The sequence below is a fragment of the Mesorhizobium sp. M0045 genome, from assembly GCF_040323385.1.
Taxonomy (GTDB): Bacteria; Pseudomonadota; Alphaproteobacteria; order Rhizobiales; family Rhizobiaceae; genus Mesorhizobium.
In genome coordinates this window covers 128,955-150,157 of record NZ_JAMYUY010000003.1, presented here as the reverse complement: position 1 = coordinate 150,157, position 21,203 = coordinate 128,955, and the positions used below count along the sequence as shown (strand labels likewise).

Annotated in this window: 23 protein-coding genes and 2 pseudogenes; 9 read left to right on the top strand and 16 right to left on the bottom strand. The window is 61.8% G+C overall.

Annotated features, from left to right (window positions below):
• Nucleotides 1–12 precede the first annotated feature (12 nt).
• Complete coding sequence (locus NKJ72_RS05690; protein WP_023678544.1) at nt 13–564, bottom strand: sigma-70 family RNA polymerase sigma factor; 552 nt, start codon at nt 562–564, stop codon at nt 13–15.
• A gap of 3 nt (nt 565–567) precedes the next feature.
• Nucleotides 568–771 carry a NepR family anti-sigma factor gene (locus tag NKJ72_RS05685; protein ID WP_023678543.1) on the bottom strand — a complete coding sequence of 68 codons (204 nt, stop codon included), beginning with the start codon at nt 769–771 and terminating at the stop codon, nt 568–570.
• Nucleotides 772–985: 214 nt separating this feature from the next.
• Here NKJ72_RS05685 and NKJ72_RS05680 point away from each other — a divergent pair, with 214 nt between their 5' ends.
• From NKJ72_RS05680 to NKJ72_RS05655, 6 genes and pseudogenes are all read left to right on the top strand, one after another.
• On the top strand, nt 986–1,780 hold the full coding sequence (locus NKJ72_RS05680; protein WP_352476204.1) for a response regulator: 795 nt from the start codon (nt 986–988) through the stop codon (nt 1,778–1,780).
• A 239-nt stretch (nt 1,781–2,019) separates the two neighbouring features.
• A complete protein-coding gene (locus NKJ72_RS05675; protein ID WP_023678541.1) occupies nt 2,020–2,184 on the top strand; it encodes a DUF1328 domain-containing protein in 165 nt (54 codons plus the stop codon).
• A gap of 192 nt (nt 2,185–2,376) precedes the next feature.
• Nucleotides 2,377–3,411, top strand: a complete 1,035-nt coding sequence (locus tag NKJ72_RS05670; RefSeq protein WP_352476203.1) for a sensor histidine kinase — start codon at nt 2,377–2,379, stop codon at nt 3,409–3,411.
• A 130-nt stretch (nt 3,412–3,541) separates the two neighbouring features.
• Nucleotides 3,542–3,712: a hypothetical protein gene (locus NKJ72_RS05665; protein WP_352476202.1), complete on the top strand. Its 171-nt coding sequence runs from the start codon at nt 3,542–3,544 to the stop codon at nt 3,710–3,712.
• Between the two features lie 44 nt (nt 3,713–3,756).
• Nucleotides 3,757–3,975, top strand: a pseudogene (locus NKJ72_RS05660) (hypothetical protein); the annotation flags it as partial.
• A gap of 82 nt (nt 3,976–4,057) precedes the next feature.
• Nucleotides 4,058–4,303 carry a YMGG-like glycine zipper-containing protein gene (locus NKJ72_RS05655; RefSeq protein WP_006328050.1) on the top strand — a complete coding sequence of 82 codons (246 nt, stop codon included), beginning with the start codon at nt 4,058–4,060 and terminating at the stop codon, nt 4,301–4,303.
• Nucleotides 4,304–4,400: 97 nt separating this feature from the next.
• On the opposite strand, the gene NKJ72_RS05650 is transcribed toward NKJ72_RS05655, so the two are convergent.
• The 4 genes from NKJ72_RS05650 to xylF all read right to left on the bottom strand — a co-directional run bounded on the left by NKJ72_RS05650 (nt 4,401) and on the right by xylF (nt 9,517).
• Complete coding sequence (locus NKJ72_RS05650) at nt 4,401–6,023, bottom strand: CHASE domain-containing protein (RefSeq protein ID WP_352476201.1); 1,623 nt, start codon at nt 6,021–6,023, stop codon at nt 4,401–4,403.
• A 130-nt stretch (nt 6,024–6,153) separates the two neighbouring features.
• Nucleotides 6,154–6,954, bottom strand: a complete 801-nt coding sequence (locus NKJ72_RS05645; RefSeq protein WP_352476200.1) for an ATP-binding cassette domain-containing protein — start codon at nt 6,952–6,954, stop codon at nt 6,154–6,156.
• Between the two features lie 15 nt (nt 6,955–6,969).
• A complete protein-coding gene (locus NKJ72_RS05640; RefSeq protein ID WP_352476199.1) occupies nt 6,970–8,334 on the bottom strand; it encodes a sugar ABC transporter permease in 1,365 nt (454 codons plus the stop codon).
• Between the two features lie 142 nt (nt 8,335–8,476).
• Entirely contained in the window at nt 8,477–9,517 is a 1,041-nt protein-coding gene (gene xylF / locus NKJ72_RS05635; RefSeq protein WP_352476197.1) for a D-xylose ABC transporter substrate-binding protein, read from the bottom strand.
• A gap of 284 nt (nt 9,518–9,801) precedes the next feature.
• Between xylF and NKJ72_RS05630 the strand changes: the two genes are divergently transcribed.
• Entirely contained in the window at nt 9,802–11,046 is a 1,245-nt protein-coding gene (locus NKJ72_RS05630; RefSeq protein ID WP_352476196.1) for an ROK family protein, read from the top strand.
• A gap of 9 nt (nt 11,047–11,055) precedes the next feature.
• On the opposite strand, the gene phoB is transcribed toward NKJ72_RS05630, so the two are convergent.
• From phoB to pstS, 6 genes are read right to left on the bottom strand one after another with little or no spacing between them, the layout of a single operon-like run.
• Nucleotides 11,056–11,745, bottom strand: a complete 690-nt coding sequence (gene phoB / locus NKJ72_RS05625) for a phosphate regulon transcriptional regulator PhoB (protein WP_031212149.1) — start codon at nt 11,743–11,745, stop codon at nt 11,056–11,058.
• Nucleotides 11,746–11,761: 16 nt separating this feature from the next.
• The gene (phoU, locus tag NKJ72_RS05620; protein ID WP_352476194.1) at nt 11,762–12,469 is read right to left on the bottom strand and encodes a phosphate signaling complex protein PhoU; all 708 of its coding nucleotides are present in this window, start codon (nt 12,467–12,469) and stop codon (nt 11,762–11,764) included.
• Between the two features lie 32 nt (nt 12,470–12,501).
• Nucleotides 12,502–13,305 (bottom strand): phosphate ABC transporter ATP-binding protein PstB, encoded by an 804-nt coding sequence (gene pstB, locus NKJ72_RS05615; RefSeq protein ID WP_254816571.1) that lies wholly within the window; start codon nt 13,303–13,305, stop codon nt 12,502–12,504.
• On the bottom strand, nt 13,302–14,153 hold the full coding sequence (gene pstA, locus NKJ72_RS05610) for a phosphate ABC transporter permease PstA (RefSeq protein WP_023720929.1): 852 nt from the start codon (nt 14,151–14,153) through the stop codon (nt 13,302–13,304). Before pstA ends, pstB begins: the two co-directional genes overlap by 4 nt.
• Nucleotides 14,154–14,156: 3 nt before the next feature.
• On the bottom strand, nt 14,157–15,146 hold the full coding sequence (pstC, locus tag NKJ72_RS05605; protein ID WP_254816570.1) for a phosphate ABC transporter permease subunit PstC: 990 nt from the start codon (nt 15,144–15,146) through the stop codon (nt 14,157–14,159).
• A gap of 59 nt (nt 15,147–15,205) precedes the next feature.
• Nucleotides 15,206–16,264: a phosphate ABC transporter substrate-binding protein PstS gene (pstS, locus tag NKJ72_RS05600; protein WP_352476192.1), complete on the bottom strand. Its 1,059-nt coding sequence runs from the start codon at nt 16,262–16,264 to the stop codon at nt 15,206–15,208.
• 653 nt (nt 16,265–16,917) lie between these two features.
• On the opposite strand from pstS, the gene NKJ72_RS05595 reads away from it, so the two are divergent.
• Complete coding sequence (locus NKJ72_RS05595) at nt 16,918–17,271, top strand: hypothetical protein (RefSeq protein WP_254816568.1); 354 nt, start codon at nt 16,918–16,920, stop codon at nt 17,269–17,271.
• Between the two features lie 88 nt (nt 17,272–17,359).
• On the opposite strand, the gene NKJ72_RS05590 is transcribed toward NKJ72_RS05595, so the two are convergent.
• On the bottom strand, nt 17,360–18,331 hold the full coding sequence (locus tag NKJ72_RS05590; protein WP_352476191.1) for a DUF2865 domain-containing protein: 972 nt from the start codon (nt 18,329–18,331) through the stop codon (nt 17,360–17,362).
• Nucleotides 18,332–18,648: 317 nt separating this feature from the next.
• On the opposite strand from NKJ72_RS05590, the gene NKJ72_RS05585 reads away from it, so the two are divergent.
• On the top strand, nt 18,649–18,864 hold the full coding sequence (locus tag NKJ72_RS05585) for a hypothetical protein (RefSeq protein WP_352476190.1): 216 nt from the start codon (nt 18,649–18,651) through the stop codon (nt 18,862–18,864).
• A 34-nt stretch (nt 18,865–18,898) separates the two neighbouring features.
• On the opposite strand, the pseudogene tolA reads toward NKJ72_RS05585, so the two are convergent.
• From tolA to NKJ72_RS05570, 3 genes and pseudogenes are all read right to left on the bottom strand, one after another.
• A pseudogene (tolA, locus tag NKJ72_RS05580) lies at nt 18,899–19,299 on the bottom strand (cell envelope integrity protein TolA).
• Between the two features lie 357 nt (nt 19,300–19,656).
• Nucleotides 19,657–20,520 (bottom strand): glutathione S-transferase family protein, encoded by an 864-nt coding sequence (locus NKJ72_RS05575; RefSeq protein WP_352476189.1) that lies wholly within the window; start codon nt 20,518–20,520, stop codon nt 19,657–19,659.
• Nucleotides 20,521–20,547: 27 nt separating this feature from the next.
• A complete protein-coding gene (locus NKJ72_RS05570) occupies nt 20,548–21,129 on the bottom strand; it encodes a VOC family protein (protein ID WP_352476188.1) in 582 nt (193 codons plus the stop codon).
• Nucleotides 21,130–21,203 lie beyond the last annotated feature (74 nt).

Sequence of the window (21,203 nt, the reverse complement as noted above, 5' to 3'; positions counted from 1 at the left end):
ACACGCCGCGCTTCACGCAGCCGTCGACCCGGTTACCTGAGCCGAAATTGCGTCCGGGCCATACTCGTCTTCACCGGAGATCTTCAGGATTTCCTGCAGCCGTGTGCGGGCGCGGCTGACGCGGCTCTTGATCGTTCCGACGGCGCAGCCGCAGATCTCGGCCGCTTCCTCGTAGGAGAAGCCGGACGCGCCGATGAGGATAATGGCTTCGCGCTGGTCTTCTGGCAGCAATTCGAGCGCGCCGCGAAAGTCCTCGAGGTCAAGCTGGCCGTGCTGGGCCGGGTGAACGGCAAGCCTGGCCGTCATGACGCCATCGCTGTCCTGCACCTCGCGGCCGCGCTTGCGCATCTGCGAATAGAATTCGTTGCGCAAGATCGTGAACAGCCATGCCTTCAGATTGGTGCCGGGCTGGAAGCTTTCATGCTTGTCCCAGGCCTTGACCAATGTTTCCTGCACCAGGTCGTCGGCCTTGTCGGCGTTTTGCGTCAGCGACACGGCAAAAGCCCGCAGGCTCGGGATCGAGCCGAGCAAGTCGGTCTTGAAGCCCTGGGAGACGGCCGCCATGCCTCAGTCCTTCTTTTGTACAGGTTCGGCCTTTTCCAACTGGCTGAGCAGTTGGGCGAAGCGATCCGGCACATTGTCGGAGACCAGCTCGTCGTAGTATTGTTTGAGTTTGCGGCCGATTTCCGAGTTCGGCCCAAGCGGGTCGCGGGAAGCAGCCCGGCGCCCGTTGCCAACGCCACCCATGGTAGCTTTCGTCATGTTCTTCATTCGCCCTTTTGTCCCAGCCTTAAGCCGCCCTTCAACACATAACGCAAGGCAAGCGGCAGCCTCGTCTGGTTGCCCAACCCGCCCTTAAACGCCAGCCCATATACTTAGTTCCGCATGATCGGAACTTTTTCGCAGAACCTGCGTTTTCACCCTGGGCCCTGCGAACCGTTTTTAGCTGTAACATGCATCACGTCATATGAGGGAGACGTCCAATATGAGCCTATCAGCAACCATCGCTCCGCACCTGCCGTTCCTGCGCCGCTTCTCGCGCGCTGTATCCGGATCGCAGGAGAGCGGCGACGCGCTGGTCGCCGCAATGCTCGAGGCCATCATTGCCGATGTCGACATCTTTCCGAACGCATCGAACGACCGCATCGCGCTCTACAAGGTCTTTGCCAAGCTCTTCACCTCAGTGGCCATTCGCGTTCCGCAGGAGCATGCCCAGTCGGCATGGGAACAGCGTGCCGCGGCCAATCTGAATGCAATTGCGCCTCGTCCCCGCCAAGCCTTTCTGCTGGTCGCGGTCGAAGGCTTCAGCGAAGACGAGGCGGCGGAGATTCTCGACGTCGACGAACAGGAATTCTCCGAACTTCTCGCGCAGGCGAGCAACGAGATCTCCCGCCAGGTGGCAACCGATGTGCTGATCATCGAGGATGAGCCGCTGATCGCCATGGATATCGAGGAAATGGTCGAAAGCCTCGGCCACCGCGTCGTCGGAACGGCGCGCACCCACGCCGAGGCGGTGGCGATGTTCGGCAAGACGCGGCCAAAGATGGTGCTTGCCGATATTCAGCTTGCCGACGGCAGTTCGGGCATCGCGGCCGTCAATGAGATCCTGTCGTCCACCTCGGTGCCAGTGATCTTCATCACCGCCTTTCCCGAGCGCCTGCTCACCGGCGAGCGGCCGGAACCGGCTTTCCTCGTCACCAAGCCGTTCAACCCGGATATGGTCAAGGCTCTTATCAGCCAGGCCCTGTTCTTTGACCGGCACGCGAAAGCCGCGGCATGAACATCGGGCGGCCGAGTTGCCGCCGCCAGGGTGTGGGATAGCCACTCCTCTTGGACCAGATGGGGCGTGACGCCGGCTTAACACACGACAGCCAACTGCTGCCGAACCTGACGAGGACCTTTTCGCACACATCGCAGCAATTCGGGCCGCAACGATTTTCAGCATCGTCTTTTTCGGGAAATGGTGGAACAAACGGAGGCGAATCACGTTTTCACCGCAGCATTGGAAGGAGATGGATCATGCTTTACTGGGCGCTCGTATTTCTAGTCGTGGCGATTATCGCCGGTGCGCTTGGTTTCGGCGGCATCGCTGGCACCTCGGCCGGCATAGCGCAGATATTGTTCTTCATCTTTCTCGCCTTCCTGATCATATCGCTAATTGCCGGCCTGATCAGACGGGCGTGAATGCGAAGCGGCCATTCAAGCGAACACTGGAAGCCGCACCCCTCAAACGGTTTCCAGCCACCGCCGGGCAGTGTCCTCCAACGGGATGCCGCTCGGCGGACCGCTTTTTAGGGCTTGATCCGCAGCTCCTCCTTTTGGAACCCATTTTTCCCTGAGCCGTTCAGCCCGACGTGGGTTGAGCAAAATTGACCGATGCGTTCCAGAGTCGGAAAAATGAAAGACCGCGGCCAGAGTGATGAGATCATCGCTCCGCATCCCGCCGAAAGCGGAATGCAGCTTGGCCGAGCCCTTCTTCACGCTTTGCACAATGCCGGGGTTTCCGTTCTATACCAAGATCGCGAGATGAAAACCGTGTGGGCGCGCAACATGCGCGCACCATGGACTTCCGATGCCTCCGACAACAACGGCATCTTGCCGCCGGCGCAGGCAGAGCGTATCGGCGCTGCCAAGCACGACGTCATCGTCTCCGGCAATCCTCAACATCTCGAACTCAGCGTGCCGGCCGATGATGGCGCCCGCTGGTTTCAGGTGTGGATCGACGCCGACCGCAGCGACACCGGCGCGGTGCAGGGCATCGTGACCACGATGGTCGAAACAACCGAGCAGAAACGCCGGGAGCAGACGCTGAAGGCGCTGCTGCGTGAAGTCAGTCATCGCTCCAAGAACCTTTTGGCCATCATCCAGAGCATCGCCACCCAGACGGGCCGTTACTCCGGCAGCATTGACGATTTCCTGACGCGTTTCCGGGGCCGATTGCAGTCGCTGGCCTCCTCGCAGGACCTGGTCACGTCATCCAACTGGCGGGGCGCAGCGCTGCGCGAGCTGGTTTCCGGTCAGGTCGGCAGGTACGGCGCGGACCCCTTACACAGCCTGCGTTTCCGCGGCGCAAATCCATATCTCAACCCCAATGCCGCCTTGCACATCGGCTTGGCCATGCATGAGCTCGCCCTCAATTCGGTCAGCTATGGCGCGCTGTCGCGCAGCGACGGTTTCGTCGAGGTGACGGCCGATCTGACGGCAGCTTCCGCTGGCGAGCCTGCGCTGTCGCTGACATGGGCCGAAGTGATCGGAGCCAATGACAATCAGCGTAGCGAGAAGCGTTTTGGCAGCGTCGCGCTTGAACGCGTCGTACCCACATCGTTGAATGGAACGGCGACACTTGAGATCACCGGGAACCGCCTCGAATACCGCCTTCTTGTTCCTCACGGCAATTTCGAGACGGATTGAACGAACGGCGGCCGCCGCGAGAAGGCTTCTGCGCATCGCCAACTTTAACCGACTGTTCACCATAAAGTCCGATCCTGTCCGACGTGTCAATCCATCGATTGAGTTTGGCACAAAATGAAAGGAATGGGCCTTGACGGCTGCCGACTTGAACAGACTGGAACAGGCCGCTCGTGTCTCGATGGGCGGTTTTCAGGATCCCGAAGCGTCCGCAGCGCCCGCGCCTCGTGCTTCGCCCCTCCGCTTCGCCGCCGTCGCGCTTATGGCCGCGATCGTCCTGACCGCAGCGTCCCAGTTGATCTGATCGAGTTCGCCTCTGCTTGATCGCTTTGAAACCACTGCCCGAGTACTCGGCCGCGCCCGTTCGCGGTCACCGACCTGCAAGGCCAGGCCCAGCATCTCGTCGCCAGATGCCTTGCCGTCGATCCGGCGCTCGAGGACGACTGTGACAGGATCGTCTGGAACGTGCGTCCCGACGGCACGCTCGATGCGTCCTTGGAGATTTCCGGGTTCGTGGTAGCATCGAACGGCGCACGCCCCGAAAAAGACTATCTTAATCAACAATGAAATCGTGCGGGCAAAGGCCGAACTTTCATGCTAAATGGCGGCTGGAGCTTATTAAAGTGAGGACAAAAGTGAGGATGACTTCATGCGGAAGATGATTATTGCCATGGTTGCCGTGGTTGCGGTCAGCGGCTGCACCACCACGGAAGAGAACGTGGGTATCGGCACTGTGGGCGGCGCGCTCATTGGTGGCGCTGTCGGCGGCGGCAAGGGCGCTTTGATCGGCGCTGGCGCTGGTGCGATTGGCGGTCTGCTGGTTCGCCGTCTGCAAAATGGCTACTGCCAATACAGAGATCGTCACGGCCGGATTTACACAGCTCGCTGCAACTAGTTTCGAGCTCCAGGCGAATAGCAAACGCGGAGGCAGGCCACCTGTCTTCGCGTTTGCCCTTTGAAGCGCTGTTGCGACGCGGCCCGCGAGAGGCGTTTCAGGCCGGCAGCGGAACCCTGATTTCCACGTTCAAGCCATCTTCGCGAAAATCGCGCCTGATTGTGCCACGCAATTCGCGTGTGATGTTGAGATCGATCAGTCTGGTGCCAAAACCGCTCTTTGCCGGTGTCGCGAGCTTCTTCTGACCGGCCTCGCGCCAGTTGAGGGCCAGTGTCCGGGCGCCGCTACCTCCTTCGAGCGACCAGTCGACCTTCAGCGCACCGACTGAATTGCCGGCTTCGCCATGCTTCAGCGCGTTAGTCGCCAGTTCGTGAAAGACGAGGCCGAGTGCCTGCGTCGTCTTTTCATCGAGAAGAACCTGCGGTCCCGACAGCAGCCCTTCAGGAAGCTCACTGCCGAACACCTGGCCTAGCTCGATGCGCAGCAGGTCGCCGAGATCGGCTTTCTGCCAGCGTGAGCGCGTCAGCATGTCCTGGGAAGCCGCCATCGCCTGCAGCCGGGCCGAGAAAGAAGCCGAGAATTCCTGGACGTCGGTAGTGTGCGATGCTGTCTGGCGCGCGATTGCCAGCACCCGCGTGATCGAGTTCTTGATGCGATGCTTCATCTCCTGCAGCATCAGGTCTTTTTCCAGCAGGCTCTTTTCGGTCGTTTCGTGAAGCAGCGAGATCGCCTCATAGGCCCGCTCCTGATAGCGGGCCACCAGCGCGATGGCGCCCGCAAGCAGCAGTCCGAACAATCCGAGCATCACCGGGATGGCGCGCGAGGAAGGTTGCGAGAAAGCACTTGTCGGCCTGAACAGGACGACCCACGGCCGGCCGGCGACGGTGATCTTGCGGGTGACCAGCAGCCTGTCGCCGAGGCTCGAAACAGGCGGCGTTTCCGATTGGAACAGCAGGTTGTCGCTGTCAACTGTGCCGTCATAGATCTCGGTGTTGACCGGCAGCAATGGTGCCCGACTGAGCGCAGCCTGGAACAGGTCACGGGCGCGGAAGGCCGCATAAAGGAAGCCGGCAGTCGAGGATCTCGTCGCGTTCACGGCGTCCGGCGCGGTTTCGACATTGAGCCGGACGAAGACGAGGAACCCGGTAAAGGTCTGCGCGGCACCCGTATCCTTGCCGAGCTGCACGAGCCCGCTGGCGTGCTGCTGATCGTCGGCCATCGCCTTTTCGATCGCCTCGCGCCGCGCCGGCCCGGTGAACATGTCGTAGCCGATGCTGGATTGGTTGGACGGATCCAGCGGTTCGAACAGCACGATGGGCGTACGCCACGGTAAGTTCGTGTCGGGGTAGATCGGATGGCTTGCGCCGTGATCGTGCAGGATGTCGCGCTCGACCGCCGCCTCGTTGCCAGTTTTCGCCAGGCGGAGGAAACCGATGCCGCGCAGGCCGGCGAAATTATTGTCGATGTCGAGCGCGTTGAAGAAAGCCTTGAACTCGCCTTGCGAGATACCGCCATTGCGAGCGTCGAACAGCGCTCGCGTTGAGCGCAGCAGCGACAGGTCCAGGTCGATGCGGCTTTCGATCCGGTTAAGCGCGTCGTCCGCCGTCGCCTCGAATTTTATGCGGGCCGCCTCCTGGGTGGCAAAATAGGCAAAGCCCGCCATCGTCAGGCTGATCAGCGCGACGGCGATAAAAGCGACGGTCGGAAACAGCTTCTTCAATTGCTGATACGTCCCGTGGACGGTTCGGCATCTTTTATGGGCAAGTCCCGACGCCAACACAATGCCCAGGCCAAAGCATGGTGACGGCTGGCATATTTTGGCGGCTTGTGATTAGCCGGCTAATTCTCGTTCATGCGGCGATCTTCAGCGCGCCCGGCCCCGGAATGGCGCCGGGTGGGCACTTGCCGAGGATGATCATGCCGAGCACTTCGTCCTGGGTGACGTCGGTTGTGCGCGCCGTGCCGACAACCCGACCGTTCTTCATGACGCAGACACGGTCGGCAAGCTCGAACACGTCGTGAATATCATGGCTGATCAGGAAGATGCCGATGCCGTCGGCCTTGAGCTGCTTGACCAGTTCGCCGACCTGCGCCGTCTCTTGCGGCCCGAGTGCCGCCGTCGGCTCGTCCATGATCAGAATGCGAGCATTGAACAGGATGGCGCGGGCGATCGCCACCGACTGCCGCTGCCCGCCCGAAAGCTTTACCACCGGCTCCTTGAAGCGTTGGAAACGCGGATTGAGCCTGCCCATCACCTTGCGCGCCTCGGCCTCCATGGCGACGTCGTCGAGCGTACCCCAGCCGGTCATCAGCTCGCGGCCGAGAAAAAGGTTGGCGGCCGCATCGACATTGTCGGCCAGCGCCAGCGTCTGATAGATCGTCTCGATGCCGTACTTCTTGGCGTCGCGAGGGTTGGAGATCGAAGCCTCCTCGCCGTTGACGAAAATCTGGCCCGCATCGCGCCTGTAGGCGCCGGACAGGATTTTTATCAACGTCGATTTGCCGGCACCGTTGTGGCCGAGCAAAGCCATCACCTCGCCCGGGAAAAGATCGACCGAGGCATCGTCGACAGCGCGAATGCCGCCGAAGGCGATCGAGATGTTGCGCATGTCGATCAGCGGCGTGCCCGTGGGAGCGGTCTTGTCGGCCATGATCGTTCCTCCTCCCTAAACGCGTTTGCGATAGACGGTATCGAGCCAGACCGCGAGCACCAGCACGGCACCGACGACGATGCTCTGCAGCGGTGAATCGATGCCGAGCAGCACCATGCCGGATTGCAGCGACTGCATCAAAAGGGCGCCGAGCATGGCGCCGAGCACCGTGCCGGAGCCGCCTGCAAGTGACGTGCCGCCGATGACCGCGGCGGCGATGACCAGCAGTTCGTCTAGCGTGCCCAGCGCATTGGTCGACGAGTTCTGCCTGGCTGACGAGATCGCCGCGGCGATCGTCGCCAGCACGCCCATGATCATGAACACCTTCATGGTCACCCACCGCGTGTTGATACCGGCAAGGTTGGCGGCTTCCGGATTGCCGCCGATAGCGAAGACATAGCGGCCAAAACGGGTACGCTTGGTGATGAAGGTCATGATCAGCCCGACCGCCACAGCCATCAGCACGGGTATGGCGATGCCATGGGCGATGAACAGCCCGCCTTCGGGAACCGTTATATTGTTGGCCGCCGCGTATCTGTTCACGATGCCGACCGGCCAAGGATAGGAATTGGCGAGCCATATGGCCCCCATGATCACAGCGCAGGTGAGGACACCGAGGAACGTCTCGGCCCAGATCGGGCGCAACGGAAAGCGGAACCGCTTGCGCTGCACCCGCCCGTTGAGCAGCATGAACACAACCGCCAGGCACGCGATAATTCCGACGATCCAGCTCCATCGCGCGCCGATCGAACCCGCCGGCCCACCGCCCATCAGCTGGAACGTGGCATCAAGCGGCGCAATCGTCTGACCGCTGGCGACCCACCATGCGGCACCCCGCCAGACCAGAAGGCCGCCCAGCGTCACGATGAAGGCCGGCACCTCGAGATAAGCGATGATGTATCCCTGGAACGCTCCGATAAGAAGGCCGAGCGCCAGGCCAATGGCCAGCGCCAGGATCCAGATCCAGGGGTTGCCGAGTTGCAGACCGATCATTCGCACCAGGAAATGCACCTGCGCAAAGCCCATGACCACGCCAATCAGGCCTTCGGCGGAACCGACCGACAGGTCGATATTGCGCATGACGATAACCAGCACCATTCCGGCGGCCATTATGGCCACGGCGGAAGTCTGCACCGAGAGGTTCCAGAGATTGCGTGGCGTCAGGAAGGTCCGGCTGTCGAAGTCGAACGGATTGACGCCGAGCCGTACGCTGGAAACGACATGCAGGCCGATCCAGATGACCAACAGCGCGCCGACCATGCCGAGCATGCGGGTGTCGATCTCGGTTGCCTTGAGAAACCGGGCAACGATGCCGAGCTCGGATTCCCGCGCCCGGTCTGCCGTGCTGTCGACCGGCGTGTTGGAAGTCGTGTCGGTCATCATGTTTCTCCCGCCGGGTTGCCGTCTGCCGCGGATGCCGGAAGCAGCCTAGAAGTTATCCGCCGGAAGCGGAAAAACAATTCTTTTTGAAAAAACGCCGCGGCGAGCGGCCGCGGCGTTCGGACTTCTCGGAAACGTCGGCTCAGTTGCAGACCGCAACAGTGCCAGCCGCCACGCCGGCGCAGACCTCTTCTTTCTTGATCCAACCGGCGTCGATGACGACGTTGAGGTTATCCTTGGTGATTGCCACCGGAGTCAGGAACAGCGACTTGACCGTGTTGCCGCCGGGCGTGGTGAAATCCTTCACGCCGGCAATGTCGGTCATCTGCTTGCCGTCGGCAAGCTGCGAGGCGATCTCGGCGGCGTTCTTACCGAGCTCGCGCGCGTCCTTCCACACCGACACGGTCTGTGTGCCAAGCGCGATGCGGTTCAGTGCGGCGTGGTCGCCGTCCTGGCCCGAGACCGGAACCGATCCGGCCAGCCCTTGCGCCGTCAGCGCGGCGACGACGCCACCGGCGGTGCCGTCATTGGCCGCGACCACGGCATCGACCTTGTTGTCGTTGGCGGTCAGGAACTGTTCCATGTTCTTCTGAGCGTTGGCCGGCAGCCAGCCGTCCGTATAGGCCTCGCCGACATTCTTGATCTTGCCGCTGTCGATGGCCTCCTTCAGCACCTCCATCGAACCGGCAAACAGGAAATCGGCATTCGGATCGGAACCCGAACCCTTGATGAAGACGTAATTGCCTTCCGGCTTCACCTTGAAGACTTCGCGGGCCTGCATGCGGCCGACTTCCTTGTTGTCGAAGGTCAGATAGAACACGTCCTTGTTCTCGATCAGCCGGTCATAGCCGACGACCGGGATGCCTTCGTCCAGTGCCTTCTGCACGGCCGGCCCGATGGCCGAGGCATCCTGTGCGAGGATGATCAGCGCATTGGCACCCTGCGAGATCAGGCTCTCGACGTCGGTGAGCTGCTTGCCGGGGTTGGACTGTGCGTCGGCGGAAATATACTTGTCGCCGGCGGCCTCGATGGCCGCCTTCATTGCGGCCTCGTCGGTCTTCCAGCGCTCTTCCTGGAAGTTCGACCAGGAAACGCCGATGACCTTGTCTTTCGCCTGCGCCACCGACGCCAGCGCCAGCGTCATGGCGACACCCGCCAGAATGGCGGTCGTGAATCTCTTCATCATATCCTCCCTGCGCCGCGTACGGCGTGACTAATTGCTCAACGACCAGCTTGGAAGCTCTAATTTTTTCGAGCCTCGAAAAAATACTGGCCCGATCTCCGGCTGCTGTCAACATCGATTGTGATGGATTTTGATGACTCTGCGAGTTTTTTCGAGCGTCGGAATAAACGATGACAGCGCCACCTGCATCTGACACTATTTGCCGCATCTGACACTATTTGTCGGACATTACCGACGGCTTCCGGTTCATGAGCGGCCGCGGCAACCGGGAGGAAAGCAAAACGATGTCGGTCGGAATCCGCCACGACGATTTGCGCCGGCGCAACCGGGCGATGGTGATCTCGGCGGTGCGCCGGGCCGGCCAGCCATCGCGTACGGAGATCGCAGCCACCACCGGCCTCAGTCATTCAACCATATCGGCGATCTCCTCCGACCTGATACGGGAAGGCATCCTCGCCGAGAGCAAGGCAAGTGAGCCCGTTTCGTTGAAACGCGGTCGTCCGCAGGTCGGCCTCGCCCTCAACCCGGAAGCGGCGGCGGTGCTGACCGTGGTGTTGTCGCTGAATTTCCTGTCGGCCGCCATTATCGACTATGCGGGACAGGTGGTCGCCGAGGAACAGCGCCGGCTGGACACGCTGACCATGCCGCGCGACGAACTGATCCGCGAATGCAGGGCCATCGTCCGGCGCCGGCTTGAGGACCCAGACCTTGACGTCCGCAGTGTCGCCCGCATCGCCCTGGCGATTCAGGGCATTACCGACTCCCCTGCACGCGCCATGCTGTGGTCGCCGATCACGCCGCAGACCGACATCGCCTTTGCCGACATGCTGGAGGACGAATTCGGTATCCCGGCCACGGTGGAGAACGACTGCAATATGATGGCGGTGGCTTTGCGCTGGCGCGATCCGGATCGCTATCGCGACGACTTCATCGCCATCCTGCTTTCGCATGGCATCGGTATGGGGCTTGTGCTGAAGGGCGAACTGTTCACCGGGACGCATTCCTCGGGCGGCGAATTTGGCCACATGATCCATCGTCCGGGCGGAGCGCTCTGCCGTTGCGGGCGGCGCGGCTGCGTCGAAGCCTATGCCGGCAACTATGCCATCTGGCGCAACGCCAGGCAGATGAGCGAAGACAGCGAACCTATCGCCGACGTCAGCGACGCCGACATGCGCGCTCTGGCGGCCCGCGCGCGCGAGAAGGATGGGCCGGAACGCGAGGCCTACCGCAAGGCCGGCGAAGCGCTGGGTTTCGGTCTCGGCTCGCTGTTCGCGCTGATCGATCCAGCACCGGTCGCGATGGTCGGCGCCAGTGCCGCTGCCTTCGATCTGATCGAGCCGGCCTTGCGCAAGGCCATCGCCCAGACCGCCGGTGGCCAGCATTCGGGCTCGATCTCCTTCGACACCGAGCCAAACGAATTGCCGCTGATCCGCGAAGGCTGCGCGATGCGGGCGTTAAGCTTCGTCGACCAGGAGATTTTCGCGCCGGGCGCGCAAATGAGGCCCGGCGTCAGAAGGAACGTCGCCTGACCAGGCGGGTCAATCTTCCCTGATCGCATAGCCGGCGCCGCGGATGGTGCGGATGACATCCGGCATGCGGCCGTTATTGACGGCTTTGCGCAGCCGCCCGACATGCACGTCGACGGTGCGTTCGTCGATATAGATCGTCTCGCCCCAGACATTATCGAGCAACTGGCTACGCGAGAAGACGCGGCCCGGATGCCGCATCATGAACTCGAGCAGCCGGAATTCGGTCGGCCCGAGCCGGATCTCGCTCTTCTTGCGATAAACCCGGTGCGATTCGCGATCGAGCACGATGTCGCCGACCTTCAGCACGCTGGACAGCACTTCCGGCTTGGCGCGCCGCAGCAGCGCCTTGACCCTGGCCATGAATTCCGGTGTCGAAAACGGTTTGACCAGATAGTCGTCGGCGCCGGTCGAAAGACCGCGCACCCGGTCGCTCTCCTCGCCGCGCGCGGTCAGCATGATGATCGGCAGCCGCTCGGTTTCGGGGCGCACGCGCAACCTGCGGCAGAGCTCGATGCCGGAAACCGCCGGTATCATCCAGTCGAGCACCAGAAGGTCGGGCACATTTTCCTGCAAACGGATCTCGGCTTCGTCGCCGCGTGTCACCACCTCGACCTGGTAGCCTTCGGATTCGAGATTGTAGCGGAGCAGCACGCCCAACGGCTCCTCGTCCTCCACCACCATTATGCGTGGTGCGATCATCGGCTGGGCACCCCCATCATGTCACCGGTGCAGGCATTGTCGTTTCGTCCTGCTTCGGACGATTGACCGGCAATTGCTCGCCGGTCAGCACATAATACGCATTTTCGGCGATGTTGGTGACATGGTCGCCGATCCGCTCGAGATTCTTGGCGCAGAACAGCAGATGCGTGCAAGCGGTGATGTTGCGCGGATCTTCCATCATGTAGGTCAACAGCTCGCGGAACACCGACGTGTATTTGACGTCGATGCGCTCGTCGGCGGCGCGCAGCTTGGCCAACGCGGCCGCATCGCCTGCAGCATATTCCTCGATGACGCCCTGCACCTGGATGAGCACTAGCTGCGCCATCGCATCGATGGAATGCGATAGGTCGCGCGGCGTGACGCTGAGGCCGACCGCGCTCACACGCTTGGCGATGTTCTTGGCAAGGTCGCCGATGCGTTCGAGGTCGCCGGCCATGCGGATCGCTCCGACGACATGGCGCAGATCGTGAGCCATTGGCTGGCGCTTGGCGATCAGGGTGATGGCGCGATCGTCCAGTTCGCGTTGACGCGCATCCATGATGGCGTCGTCGGAGACGACGCGTTGCGCCAGCACGTTGTCGGAATTCAACAGGGCCTTGGTCGCCCCGCCGACCATCGAACCGGCGAGGTCGGCCATGTCGCGGATCAGCTTGCTGATCTGCTCGAGATCCTCGTCGAAAGAAGCGACTGTGTGTTCGCCCATGGTCCTGTCCTCATATGCATGATCGGAACGGCTCAGCCGAAGCGGCCGGTGATGTAGTCCTGCGTGCGCTTCTCGCGGGGCGACGTGAATATCTTCTCGGTCCGGTCGAACTCGACCAGTTCACCCAGATACATGAAGGCGGTCTGGCGCGACACGCGCGCCGCTTGCTGCATGTTGTGGGTGACGATGACGATCGTGTAGTCGGCTTGCAGCTCGTCGATCAGTTCCTCGATCTTGGCCGTCGACAGCGGGTCGAGGGCCGAAGCCGGTTCGTCGAGCAGAATGACTTCCGGCTTCACTGCCACGGTGCGGGCAATGCAGAGCCGCTGCTGCTGGCCGCCGGACAGGCTCAAGCCGCTGGCGTTTAGCTTGTCCTTGACCTCGCTCCACAGCGCGGCCCGCTTCAACGCTTGCTCGACGCGGCCGTCCATCTCGGACTTGCCGAGATTCTCGTAGAGCCTGACGCCGAAGGCGATGTTCTCATAGATCGACATCGGGAACGGCGTCGGCTTCTGGAATACCATGCCGATCTTTGTCCTGAGGAGGTTGAGATCCTGCGACCGGTCGAGAATGTTCTTGCCGTCAAGCAGCACCTGCCCCTCGGCGGTCTGTTTCGGGTAGAGCTCGTAGATGCGGTTGAAGACGCGCAGCAGCGTCGATTTCCCGCAACCCGAAGGGCCGATGAAGGCCGTGACGCTGCGCTCGGGCAGCGACAGGCTGATGTCCTTCAGCGCCTTGCTCTGGCCGTAGTAGAAGTTGAGGTTCTTGACCTCGATCTTCGTCTTCTCGGTGACCGTTTCGGTCATCGTCATGTCTGGGGACAACATCTGTGTCATCTGTCCTCTCTGCGTCCGGTAAGGCTGCGGGCGAGGATGCTCAAGCCCAGAACCGTCAGGGTGATTATGAGTGCGCCGGTCCACGCCAGTTGCTGCCATTCCTCGTAAGGGCTGAGAGCGAACTGGAAGATGGTCACCGGCAGGCTGGCCATCGGCGCGTTGATATTGCTGCTCCAGAACTGGTTGTTGAGCGCGGTGAAGAGCAGCGGCGCCGTCTCGCCGGAAATGCGTGCTATCGCCAGCAATATGCCGGTGACGATGCCGGACAATGCGGCGCGGTAGGCGACCGAACGGATCACCACCCAGCGTGGTGCGCCGATCGCGGCACCGGCTTCACGCAACGCGTTCGGCACCAGGTTGAGCATGTCTTCAGTGGTGCGCACGACCACCGGAATGACCAGGATGGCAAGCGCCACGGCGCCGGCAATGGCCGAGAAATGTCCCATTGGCCGCACCATCAATTCATAGACGAACAAGCCGATGATGATCGACGGCGCCGACAACAGGATGTCGTTGATGAAGCGGACGACGGTAGTGATGCGCGAAAAGCGTCCATACTCGGCCATGTAGGTTCCCGCCAGCACGCCGATCGGCGTGCCGACGACAACGGCGATGATCGTCATCAGCAGGCTGCCCGCGATGGCATTGAGCAGGCCGCCGGCCTCGCCCGGTGGTGGCGTCATCTCGGTGAAGACCGCGAACGAAAGCCCGGCTGTGCCCTTGTAGACCAACGCACCGAGGATGAGCGCCAGCCAGGCAAGCCCGATGCCGGCGGCGACGACGCAAAGCGCCATCATCACCGAATTCCTGGCTTTGCGGCGGCTGTGGAGCGATGAGGATGTCGACATCGGTCAGGCTCCCGTACGGGCGTCGATCCGCATCAGCATATAGCGGGCGGCGGCAAGGATCAGGAAGGTGATGACGAACAGGATCAGGCCGAGCGCGACCAGCGAGGAGGTGTAGAGGTCGCCGTCGGCCTCAGTAAATTCATTGGCGATGGTCGCCGAGATCGTCGTGCCCGGTGCGAACAGGGAGGCACTGATGCGATGCGCGTTGCCGATGACGAAAGTCACCGCCATGGTTTCGCCGAGTGCCCGGCCGAGGCCAAGCATGACGCCGCCCATGATGCCGATGCGGGTATAGGGAATGACCACGCGCCGGGTCACCTCCCAGGTCGTGCAACCGATGCCGTAGGCCGACTCCTTCAGCACCGCCGGCACCGTATCGAAGACATCCTTGGTGATCGAGGTGATGAAGGGCAACACCATTATGGCGAGGATCAGCGCCGAGGTCAGAAGGCCGATGCCGTAAGGAGGGCCGGCGAAAAGGCTGGATAGTCCCGGCACGCCGTGGAAGATGTTGATGATGAAGGGCTGTATCGTCGTCTGCAGGAATGGCGCGAACACGAACAGGCCCCAGATACCATAGATGATCGAGGGAATGCCGGCCAATAGCTCAACCGCTATGCCGATCGGGCGCCTGAGCGGGCGCGGGCAGAGCTCGGTGAGAAAGATAGCAATGCCGATGCCGATCGGAACCGCGATCAGGATGGCGATGGCCGCCGTTACCAGGGTGCCGTAGATCGGCGCCAGTGCGCCAAATTTTTCCGTGACCGGATTCCAGCTCTCAGTCGTCAGGAAAGAAAAGCCGAAGGACGACAGCGCCTGCCATGAGCCGGCAAACAGCGAGATCGCGACACCGCCGAGGATGACCAGCACAAGGATTGCGGAAGCGCGGGTGAGTCCGCGAAATATGGCATCTGTGAGCGCGAAGCGCCGCACCGTAGCGTCCCTGGCCCGGGCTGCTGCAGATGATGGCATGGCATCGGAAGCGATGGTCATTGGGTCCTCGCGATTAAAGGCAACAGGGAGGGCGCCGTCGACGCCCTCCCTGGAGGAGATTACATAGCCGAGTAGAGCGGCTTGCCATCGTCGCCGACGACTTCCTTGGCCCACATGGCCTTGACGCTCTCAACCACCTTGTCGGGCATCGGAACGTAGTCCAGCTCGCCGGCCATCTCGTCGCCCTTGTCATACGCCCAGGCGAAGAATTTGAGCGCTTCGCCGGTGGTCGCGGCGTCGTCCGGCTTCTTATACAGGAGGATCCACGTCGCCGCCGTCATCGGCCAGGACTCGGCGCCCGGCTCATTGGCGAGGATCACCCCATAGCCCGGCTGCGAGCTCCAGTCGGCATTGGCCGCTGCCGCCGAGAACGCGGCTGCGGTGGGCTCGACCTTCTTGCCGTCCTTGTTGATCATGTCGGTGTGGGTGAGCTTGTTCTGCTTGGCGTAGGCGTATTCGACATAACCGATCGCGCCGCCGGTCTGGGAGACGTTGTTGGCAACGCCCTCATTGCCTTTGGCGCCGATGCCGACCGGCCATTCCACGGCCTTGTCGACGCCAACCTTTTCTTTCCAGTCCGCGCTGACGTCGCCGAGGTAATAGGTGAAGTTGAACGTCGTGCCCGAACCATCGGAACGGTGAACGACCGCGATCGCTTGCGAAGGCAGCTTGACGTCGGGATTGAGCTTCTTGATCGCCTCGTCATCCCAGCTCGTGATCTTGCCGAGGAAGATGTCGGCCAGCGTCGGGCCGTCGAGAACCAACTCGCCCGGCTTGATGCCTTCGAGATTGACGACCGGAACGATGCCGCCCATCACCATCGGGAACTGAGCCAGTCCGGACGCTTCAAGCTCGTCGCCCTTGAGCGGCGCATCCGAAGCGCCGAAGGTAACGGTCTTGGCCTTGATCTGCTTGATACCGCCGCCGGAACCGATCGACTGGTAGTTGAGGCCAACGCCGGTGTCTTTCTTGTAGGTGTCGGCCCACTTCGCATAGATCGGGTAGGGGAAGGTGGCGCCGGCGCCGGAGATGTCCGCGGCGAGCGCGGAGGACAGGGTGAGGGTGGTCGTCGCCGCCATTGCAATCGCAACGGCCGCCGAGCGGATGAAATGTCTCATGTGGCCTGCTCCTGTTCGGAATATGGTCTCTCGGCGCCATTCCTCCGGCGCCCGCTGAGGCCAATAGCCCCCGATTATTACAGTCGCATGACAGTTTCATGTCGCTCCGGTAACGTCGTCCAGCCGGGTTAAGAAGGAGCGGCCGCGGGCTTTGTCGGCATGGGCCGCGGTTTGCCGCTGGAATCAGCAGCTTGCGTGATTTCCGGCCGGCATCGTCGGCTCGGCGATCGCAGCCACCGGCTTTAAAAGAAAAAAACCGGACGGGAGCGCGTTGCATGCAGCCAGAACGTGTCATGGCCGCGCCATCGCCGAAACAGGTCCGTTGGGGTAAATCTGACCCTGTTTCTTGCCGGCGGTCGCTGCTCCCGCCCGTAACTGGAGGAGCGGAACTTCGAACATCCCATTGTCGCCACTGAGCGCGGCTTTGGTATGGTGCGATCGCACCATGGCCTTACGCTGGAAGCGTTGACGAATCGCAAGTTTCTAACTCGCGCTGGATCCCCATTCGCGCCCGACTCGGCGCTCGATCTTCGAGCAAGGCCTTCGACGGGAAGCGCGACGACTTCTACTTCACGGTATCTACTCCCTTCGCCCTATTCCGCCGGTTGTCGGTTAGGCCGAAGCGGCGTTATAAGCTTGCAGGGGTATTGCTGATGTCTCGACGGATTCTGCCTGTCTTCCTGTGCCTGGCGCTGCCTCTGGGAAGCGGTTGCGCGCGCAGCTATGACGGCACCGTGATCATTCCCAAGCCGCTCGATGTTCGCCGGTTCTGGGACCGGCCTTCGCCGCAGGCGCAAGCCGAACAGTCGCAACTGGAGACCGACGTCTTTCCAGTAGCGCCGCAAACGACGAAAAGGCCGGCGATGCGCAGGAATGCAGCTTCCGTTGCAGCGCCACGGAGGAGGGCCACCAACAACCCACCCGTGCTGTCGCCGGAGCCGACGAAGGCGCTAACTTGCAGGAACGTCAGCGAGCCCGGCAAACGGGCCCGCATGGTCTGCGAATAACCAGCCGAGGTCGGTCGACGCGCGGCCCTACGCCTCGAAGCGGCTATCCGGCCAAAAGTTCGCCGCCTCGGAACATCGCCCGCCTGGGTCAGTTCGCCGGGAAAAAGGCCGGCCCGACCACTCTCACCGGCCGCGCGCCGATCGCCCTTTCGATCGGCTGATGCTGGGCAGCGCCTTGCACCTCGGCAAGCGGCGTTTTTGCCTCTGCAGGAACGGCACCGGCGGTTTCGATCCCGGATTCAGGAATTTCCGCGACGATGCCAAAATCCGGCTTTGCCGTCGGCAAGGGAATGATGGCGTTGGTCATGTTGGCCGGTGTCACGGTTCGTGCCCTGAGTTCGGCGACGCGCCGATAATAGCGCTTGACGTCGCAGGCCTTGAAGTTCGCGTCGTCGCGGTACCGGAACGCGGCAGGTAGCTCCACATAGGGTTTTCCCGACTGGAGCGCGACCATCTCTTCAGTCTCGCGAGTGGCGTCGCTCAGCGTGTAGAGGTCGACGCCGGCATCGTCGCAGATATAGCGGCACTGATCGACCGTTTCCTTCAGATCGTCGTTCTTGGCGAACTGCGATTTTGGCGCGGGGAAGAAATATCCGTCCGACAAGCGAACGCAAAACAGCATCCGATTGCCGCCCATTGTTGTGCCTGCGGACTGGGCTTCGGGTGCTGTGCGCTGCTGCGCCGGCTGTTTCTTGGCAGCGGGGGCGGCGCAGCCCAGCGCGACAAACCCGGCCTTCAATCCGGACGTGTCCCTGCCCGAATTCGACAGTCTGGCGATCTGGCGTTGCACCTCCGCCTTGCTGGCGACCAGGTCGGCGCAGGGGTTGAAGAAGAAGCCGGCCGTTTTCGCCGTGCATCGGCGTTGTCTCTCCAGCTTTTGAAGCGCGGCGAGTTGCCGGCGCAGTTGGGCAAGCTCGGGGCTGGTCCCGCCGCTGCGCCCCGCCGAAAGCAATTGGCTCCTGATAGCACCGCAGCTATCCGCGTAGGAGAAGGATGTGCCGAGCGCAATGGCTATTGCCGACACCAGCATCAGAATCGTGAGGAGCCAGAAGCGTGTCATTGGAACTTGTTGCACCGAGAACAGGATTTCTTTGTCGACTACGGATAAGTGCTGGCTAAATCAGTTTTACCTAATTGAAGTAGACCACGCCACCATCGGAGACTTTAAGTTCTAGTGTAGTACATCCACTCGCGTGAATTCAATATTACATTTTTATTTCAAGATTGAGACGAACCGGCAGCAACGACGCCCGCCACGGCGAAATTTTGAAGCGCGCGGCTGGTTCCGCACCGCGATCAATCCGGCGTTACCGGCCGCCCGTTGCTGAAACCTTAGCCCCAGGTTCGGCGTTGAGCGGCCAAAGGAGGAGACCGAAGATGTCGATCCACTTCACTGTCGCGGGGCTGACCAGGAATCTGTTCCATTCACTTGGGCTGGGCCATGAACGCGCACCAAGGCCACTCGACCACGAGCAGAGGCTTTTGCTGGAGTGCTATCTCGCCGGCCAGATTCCGGAATCGGCCTGGAGCGACTATGTCTTCGAGATGCCGGAACTAGCGCGACATGTCGAGGCCAGACGAAGCCGCCACTAGATCCCGAAAAGTGGAATCCGGTTTTTGGAAAAGATCAAGGCGAAGCCTTCACTCGCGGTGCAGCCTGTTCTTGTTTGGGCGAGTTGAATTGCAGAGTGAACACTTTGCCCGGGATGCCTTCGGCCAGCGCCGGTGAAAAGCTCAACGGCAGGCAATGGCGGCCGCGACCGCCGCGTCGACAAAAGCTTGGCGCGCCTTCTCCTCGCCGGCGACGCGGATGGCGGTCGGCTTGGGCGGGCCGATCAGCGTGCCATCGCGCCTGAAGCTGAAGCTCAGGGTGACGGTGGAATTCCCGGCATTCGCCGGAGGGGTCCAGCACGCCTGGATGGCAGCCCCGACCTCGGGCATGGTGTTGAGCGTCGCTGCATTCGATTGACCGGTTGCGCCCACCAGCATGGCGCCTGCGATCACGATCATTCCAGCAATGCTTTTCATGGCAGGGCCTCTGTCCTTGAACCGCCCTCGAGGACGGGACGAACTTCGATGGTAGGGCCGACAGCGGCGATGACAAGATGGCGGCGACGCGTTTCATCAGCCATGCAGGCGTCGTGAAACGCCGTCTGGCGCAACTTCGGCAGGGGCTGAAATAAGCAAAAGGCCGGCGCGCAGCCGACCTTTGCTTTCCATCCGCGCCAGTACATCCGTGGTCGCGGGCTGGAGGTGGATCCAGTAGAAAGGGTTTAGGTTAACGAAACCTTAAGCTCCCCACATCGTGCAAACAGGGGAGATTAAAAAAAACCAGTTCATTACCGGCTCCTGCAGACGTGCTGACGACCGCTATTGGCATGTGCCTCAGGCGTTGGCCTGCGACCTCACATAGGCGATATAGCCGCGCACGTCGCCGGCCGGCTCGGCATAGGCCTTGCCGAGCTTCTTCTCGATCGCCGCCATATAGTCTTTTGTCCATTGGGGCAACGCGTAGTCGATGACGGCGAGGAACTCGAGCGTCGCCGCCAGACGGATGTCGGCGATCGACGGGTCCTTGCCGCCGATGAACGGCTTGCCGTTCCTGAAGAAGGAGTGAAACACCTCCAGCGGCTCGGCTATCGCTTCTATAGCGGCCTTCTGGGCTTCCGACTTCTTGTCGGGATGAGCGTCGCTGTGGCCGACCTCGCCGGGATATTGCGGGAAATTCAGTGCAGGATAGGTGGCGCGCGCCACATAGGGGTAGAGCGTGCCGATCAGGTAGAACATGGCGCTGTCGATCATTGCCCGCTTGGCCGGCGCCTTGGGATATAATTTCTCCAGCCCGTGCTTGTTGGCGAGATACTGCATGATGGCGCAGCTTTCCCACAAGACACCTCTCGGCAGGCCCTTGTCCTCGATCATCGGCGTAAGATGGGCCGGGTTTCGCGCCATGTATTCGGGCGAGCGCGTGAGGCCCCAAACGTCGGTTTCGGAATGGTCGAGCCCGGCGGCGCGTGCAAACACCCGAACGCTCATATTGTTGACGCTGGGCTTCAGCATGCTGAGCGTGAGCGCCGGCTTTTTCGCCGGTTTCGCCTTGGTCTTCGCGGCCTTTTTGGCGGAGACCTTCGTCGCCGGCTTTGCCACTTTCGCCGCTGACTCGGCGGCGGCTTCGGCCGCCGGCTTCGCTCCTGGCCTGGCTGCCTTGGCCGCGGGCTTCTTTGCACTCTTGGTTGCTGTCTTTGCCATTAAATCCTCCCTTTGTTCGGCGTGCCGTCAGTACGGATTTTTCGGTGCGCGATCCTCCGACAAGGTCGTGCGCGAACGCTCGACAAGCGCCTGGATCGCATCGGCAAGGTGCACCTCGGCGATGTTGTAGTCGCCACGCGCGACACGCAGCTTGTGCGCCTCCACCAGCACGTCGGCATGGGTAAATCCCGCCGGCGGCTCGAAGCGGTAGGAGGCGAGCTCGATCAGCAGGCCGAGCGGATCCTCGAAATAGATCGAGTCCATGAAGCCGCGATCCTTGACGCCGCTGTGCTTGATGCCGCGCTCGTCGAGCCGGGCGACCGCCTGCAGGAAGGTGACGCGCGACACCGCAAACGCGATGTGATGGACGCAGCCCGTATCGGTCGGCGTGCGGCGTTTCTCCGGCGTGCGGCTCTCGTCGGTGAAGACGGTGATCAGCCGGCCATCGCCCGGATCGAAATAGAGATGGCTTTCGGTGGTTTTGTCGAGGTTGGGTTGCTCGAAGATGAAAGGCATGCCGAGCACGCCCTCCCAGAAATCGATCGAGGTCTGACGCCCGGCGCCGACCAGCGTGATGTGATGAACGCCTTGTGACTGCAGCTTCTGCATCTGACTCCTCCCGGCCACGCCGTCTTGCCGCCGAACGGAAGTTCGGATGCCCAGTCGCGCTTGGATCAGCGCCC

Bases quoted from the DNA above. Each gene is read 5' to 3' on its own strand.
- NKJ72_RS05690 (WP_023678544.1), bottom strand. From the start codon at position 564: ATGGCGGCCGTCTCCCAGGGCTTCAAGACCGACTTGCTCGGCTCGATC.
- NKJ72_RS05685 (WP_023678543.1), bottom strand. From the start codon at position 771: ATGAAGAACATGACGAAAGCTACCATGGGTGGCGTTGGCAACGGGCGC.
- NKJ72_RS05680 (WP_352476204.1), top strand. From the start codon at position 986: ATGAGCCTATCAGCAACCATCGCTCCGCACCTGCCGTTCCTGCGCCGC.
- NKJ72_RS05675 (WP_023678541.1), top strand. From the start codon at position 2,020: ATGCTTTACTGGGCGCTCGTATTTCTAGTCGTGGCGATTATCGCCGGT.
- NKJ72_RS05670 (WP_352476203.1), top strand. From the start codon at position 2,377: ATGCGTTCCAGAGTCGGAAAAATGAAAGACCGCGGCCAGAGTGATGAG.
- NKJ72_RS05655 (WP_006328050.1), top strand. From the start codon at position 4,058: ATGCGGAAGATGATTATTGCCATGGTTGCCGTGGTTGCGGTCAGCGGC.
- NKJ72_RS05645 (WP_352476200.1), bottom strand. From the start codon at position 6,954: ATGGCCGACAAGACCGCTCCCACGGGCACGCCGCTGATCGACATGCGC.
- NKJ72_RS05640 (WP_352476199.1), bottom strand. From the start codon at position 8,334: ATGACCGACACGACTTCCAACACGCCGGTCGACAGCACGGCAGACCGG.
- xylF (WP_352476197.1), bottom strand. From the start codon at position 9,517: ATGAAGAGATTCACGACCGCCATTCTGGCGGGTGTCGCCATGACGCTG.
- NKJ72_RS05630 (WP_352476196.1), top strand. From the start codon at position 9,802: ATGTCGGTCGGAATCCGCCACGACGATTTGCGCCGGCGCAACCGGGCG.
- phoB (WP_031212149.1), bottom strand. From the start codon at position 11,745: ATGATCGCACCACGCATAATGGTGGTGGAGGACGAGGAGCCGTTGGGC.
- phoU (WP_352476194.1), bottom strand. From the start codon at position 12,469: ATGGGCGAACACACAGTCGCTTCTTTCGACGAGGATCTCGAGCAGATC.
- pstB (WP_254816571.1), bottom strand. From the start codon at position 13,305: ATGACACAGATGTTGTCCCCAGACATGACGATGACCGAAACGGTCACC.
- pstA (WP_023720929.1), bottom strand. From the start codon at position 14,153: ATGTCGACATCCTCATCGCTCCACAGCCGCCGCAAAGCCAGGAATTCG.
- pstC (WP_254816570.1), bottom strand. From the start codon at position 15,146: ATGACCATCGCTTCCGATGCCATGCCATCATCTGCAGCAGCCCGGGCC.
- pstS (WP_352476192.1), bottom strand. From the start codon at position 16,264: ATGAGACATTTCATCCGCTCGGCGGCCGTTGCGATTGCAATGGCGGCG.
- NKJ72_RS05595 (WP_254816568.1), top strand. From the start codon at position 16,918: ATGTCTCGACGGATTCTGCCTGTCTTCCTGTGCCTGGCGCTGCCTCTG.
- NKJ72_RS05590 (WP_352476191.1), bottom strand. From the start codon at position 18,331: ATGACACGCTTCTGGCTCCTCACGATTCTGATGCTGGTGTCGGCAATA.
- NKJ72_RS05585 (WP_352476190.1), top strand. From the start codon at position 18,649: ATGTCGATCCACTTCACTGTCGCGGGGCTGACCAGGAATCTGTTCCAT.
- NKJ72_RS05575 (WP_352476189.1), bottom strand. From the start codon at position 20,520: ATGGCAAAGACAGCAACCAAGAGTGCAAAGAAGCCCGCGGCCAAGGCA.
- NKJ72_RS05570 (WP_352476188.1), bottom strand. From the start codon at position 21,129: ATGCAGAAGCTGCAGTCACAAGGCGTTCATCACATCACGCTGGTCGGC.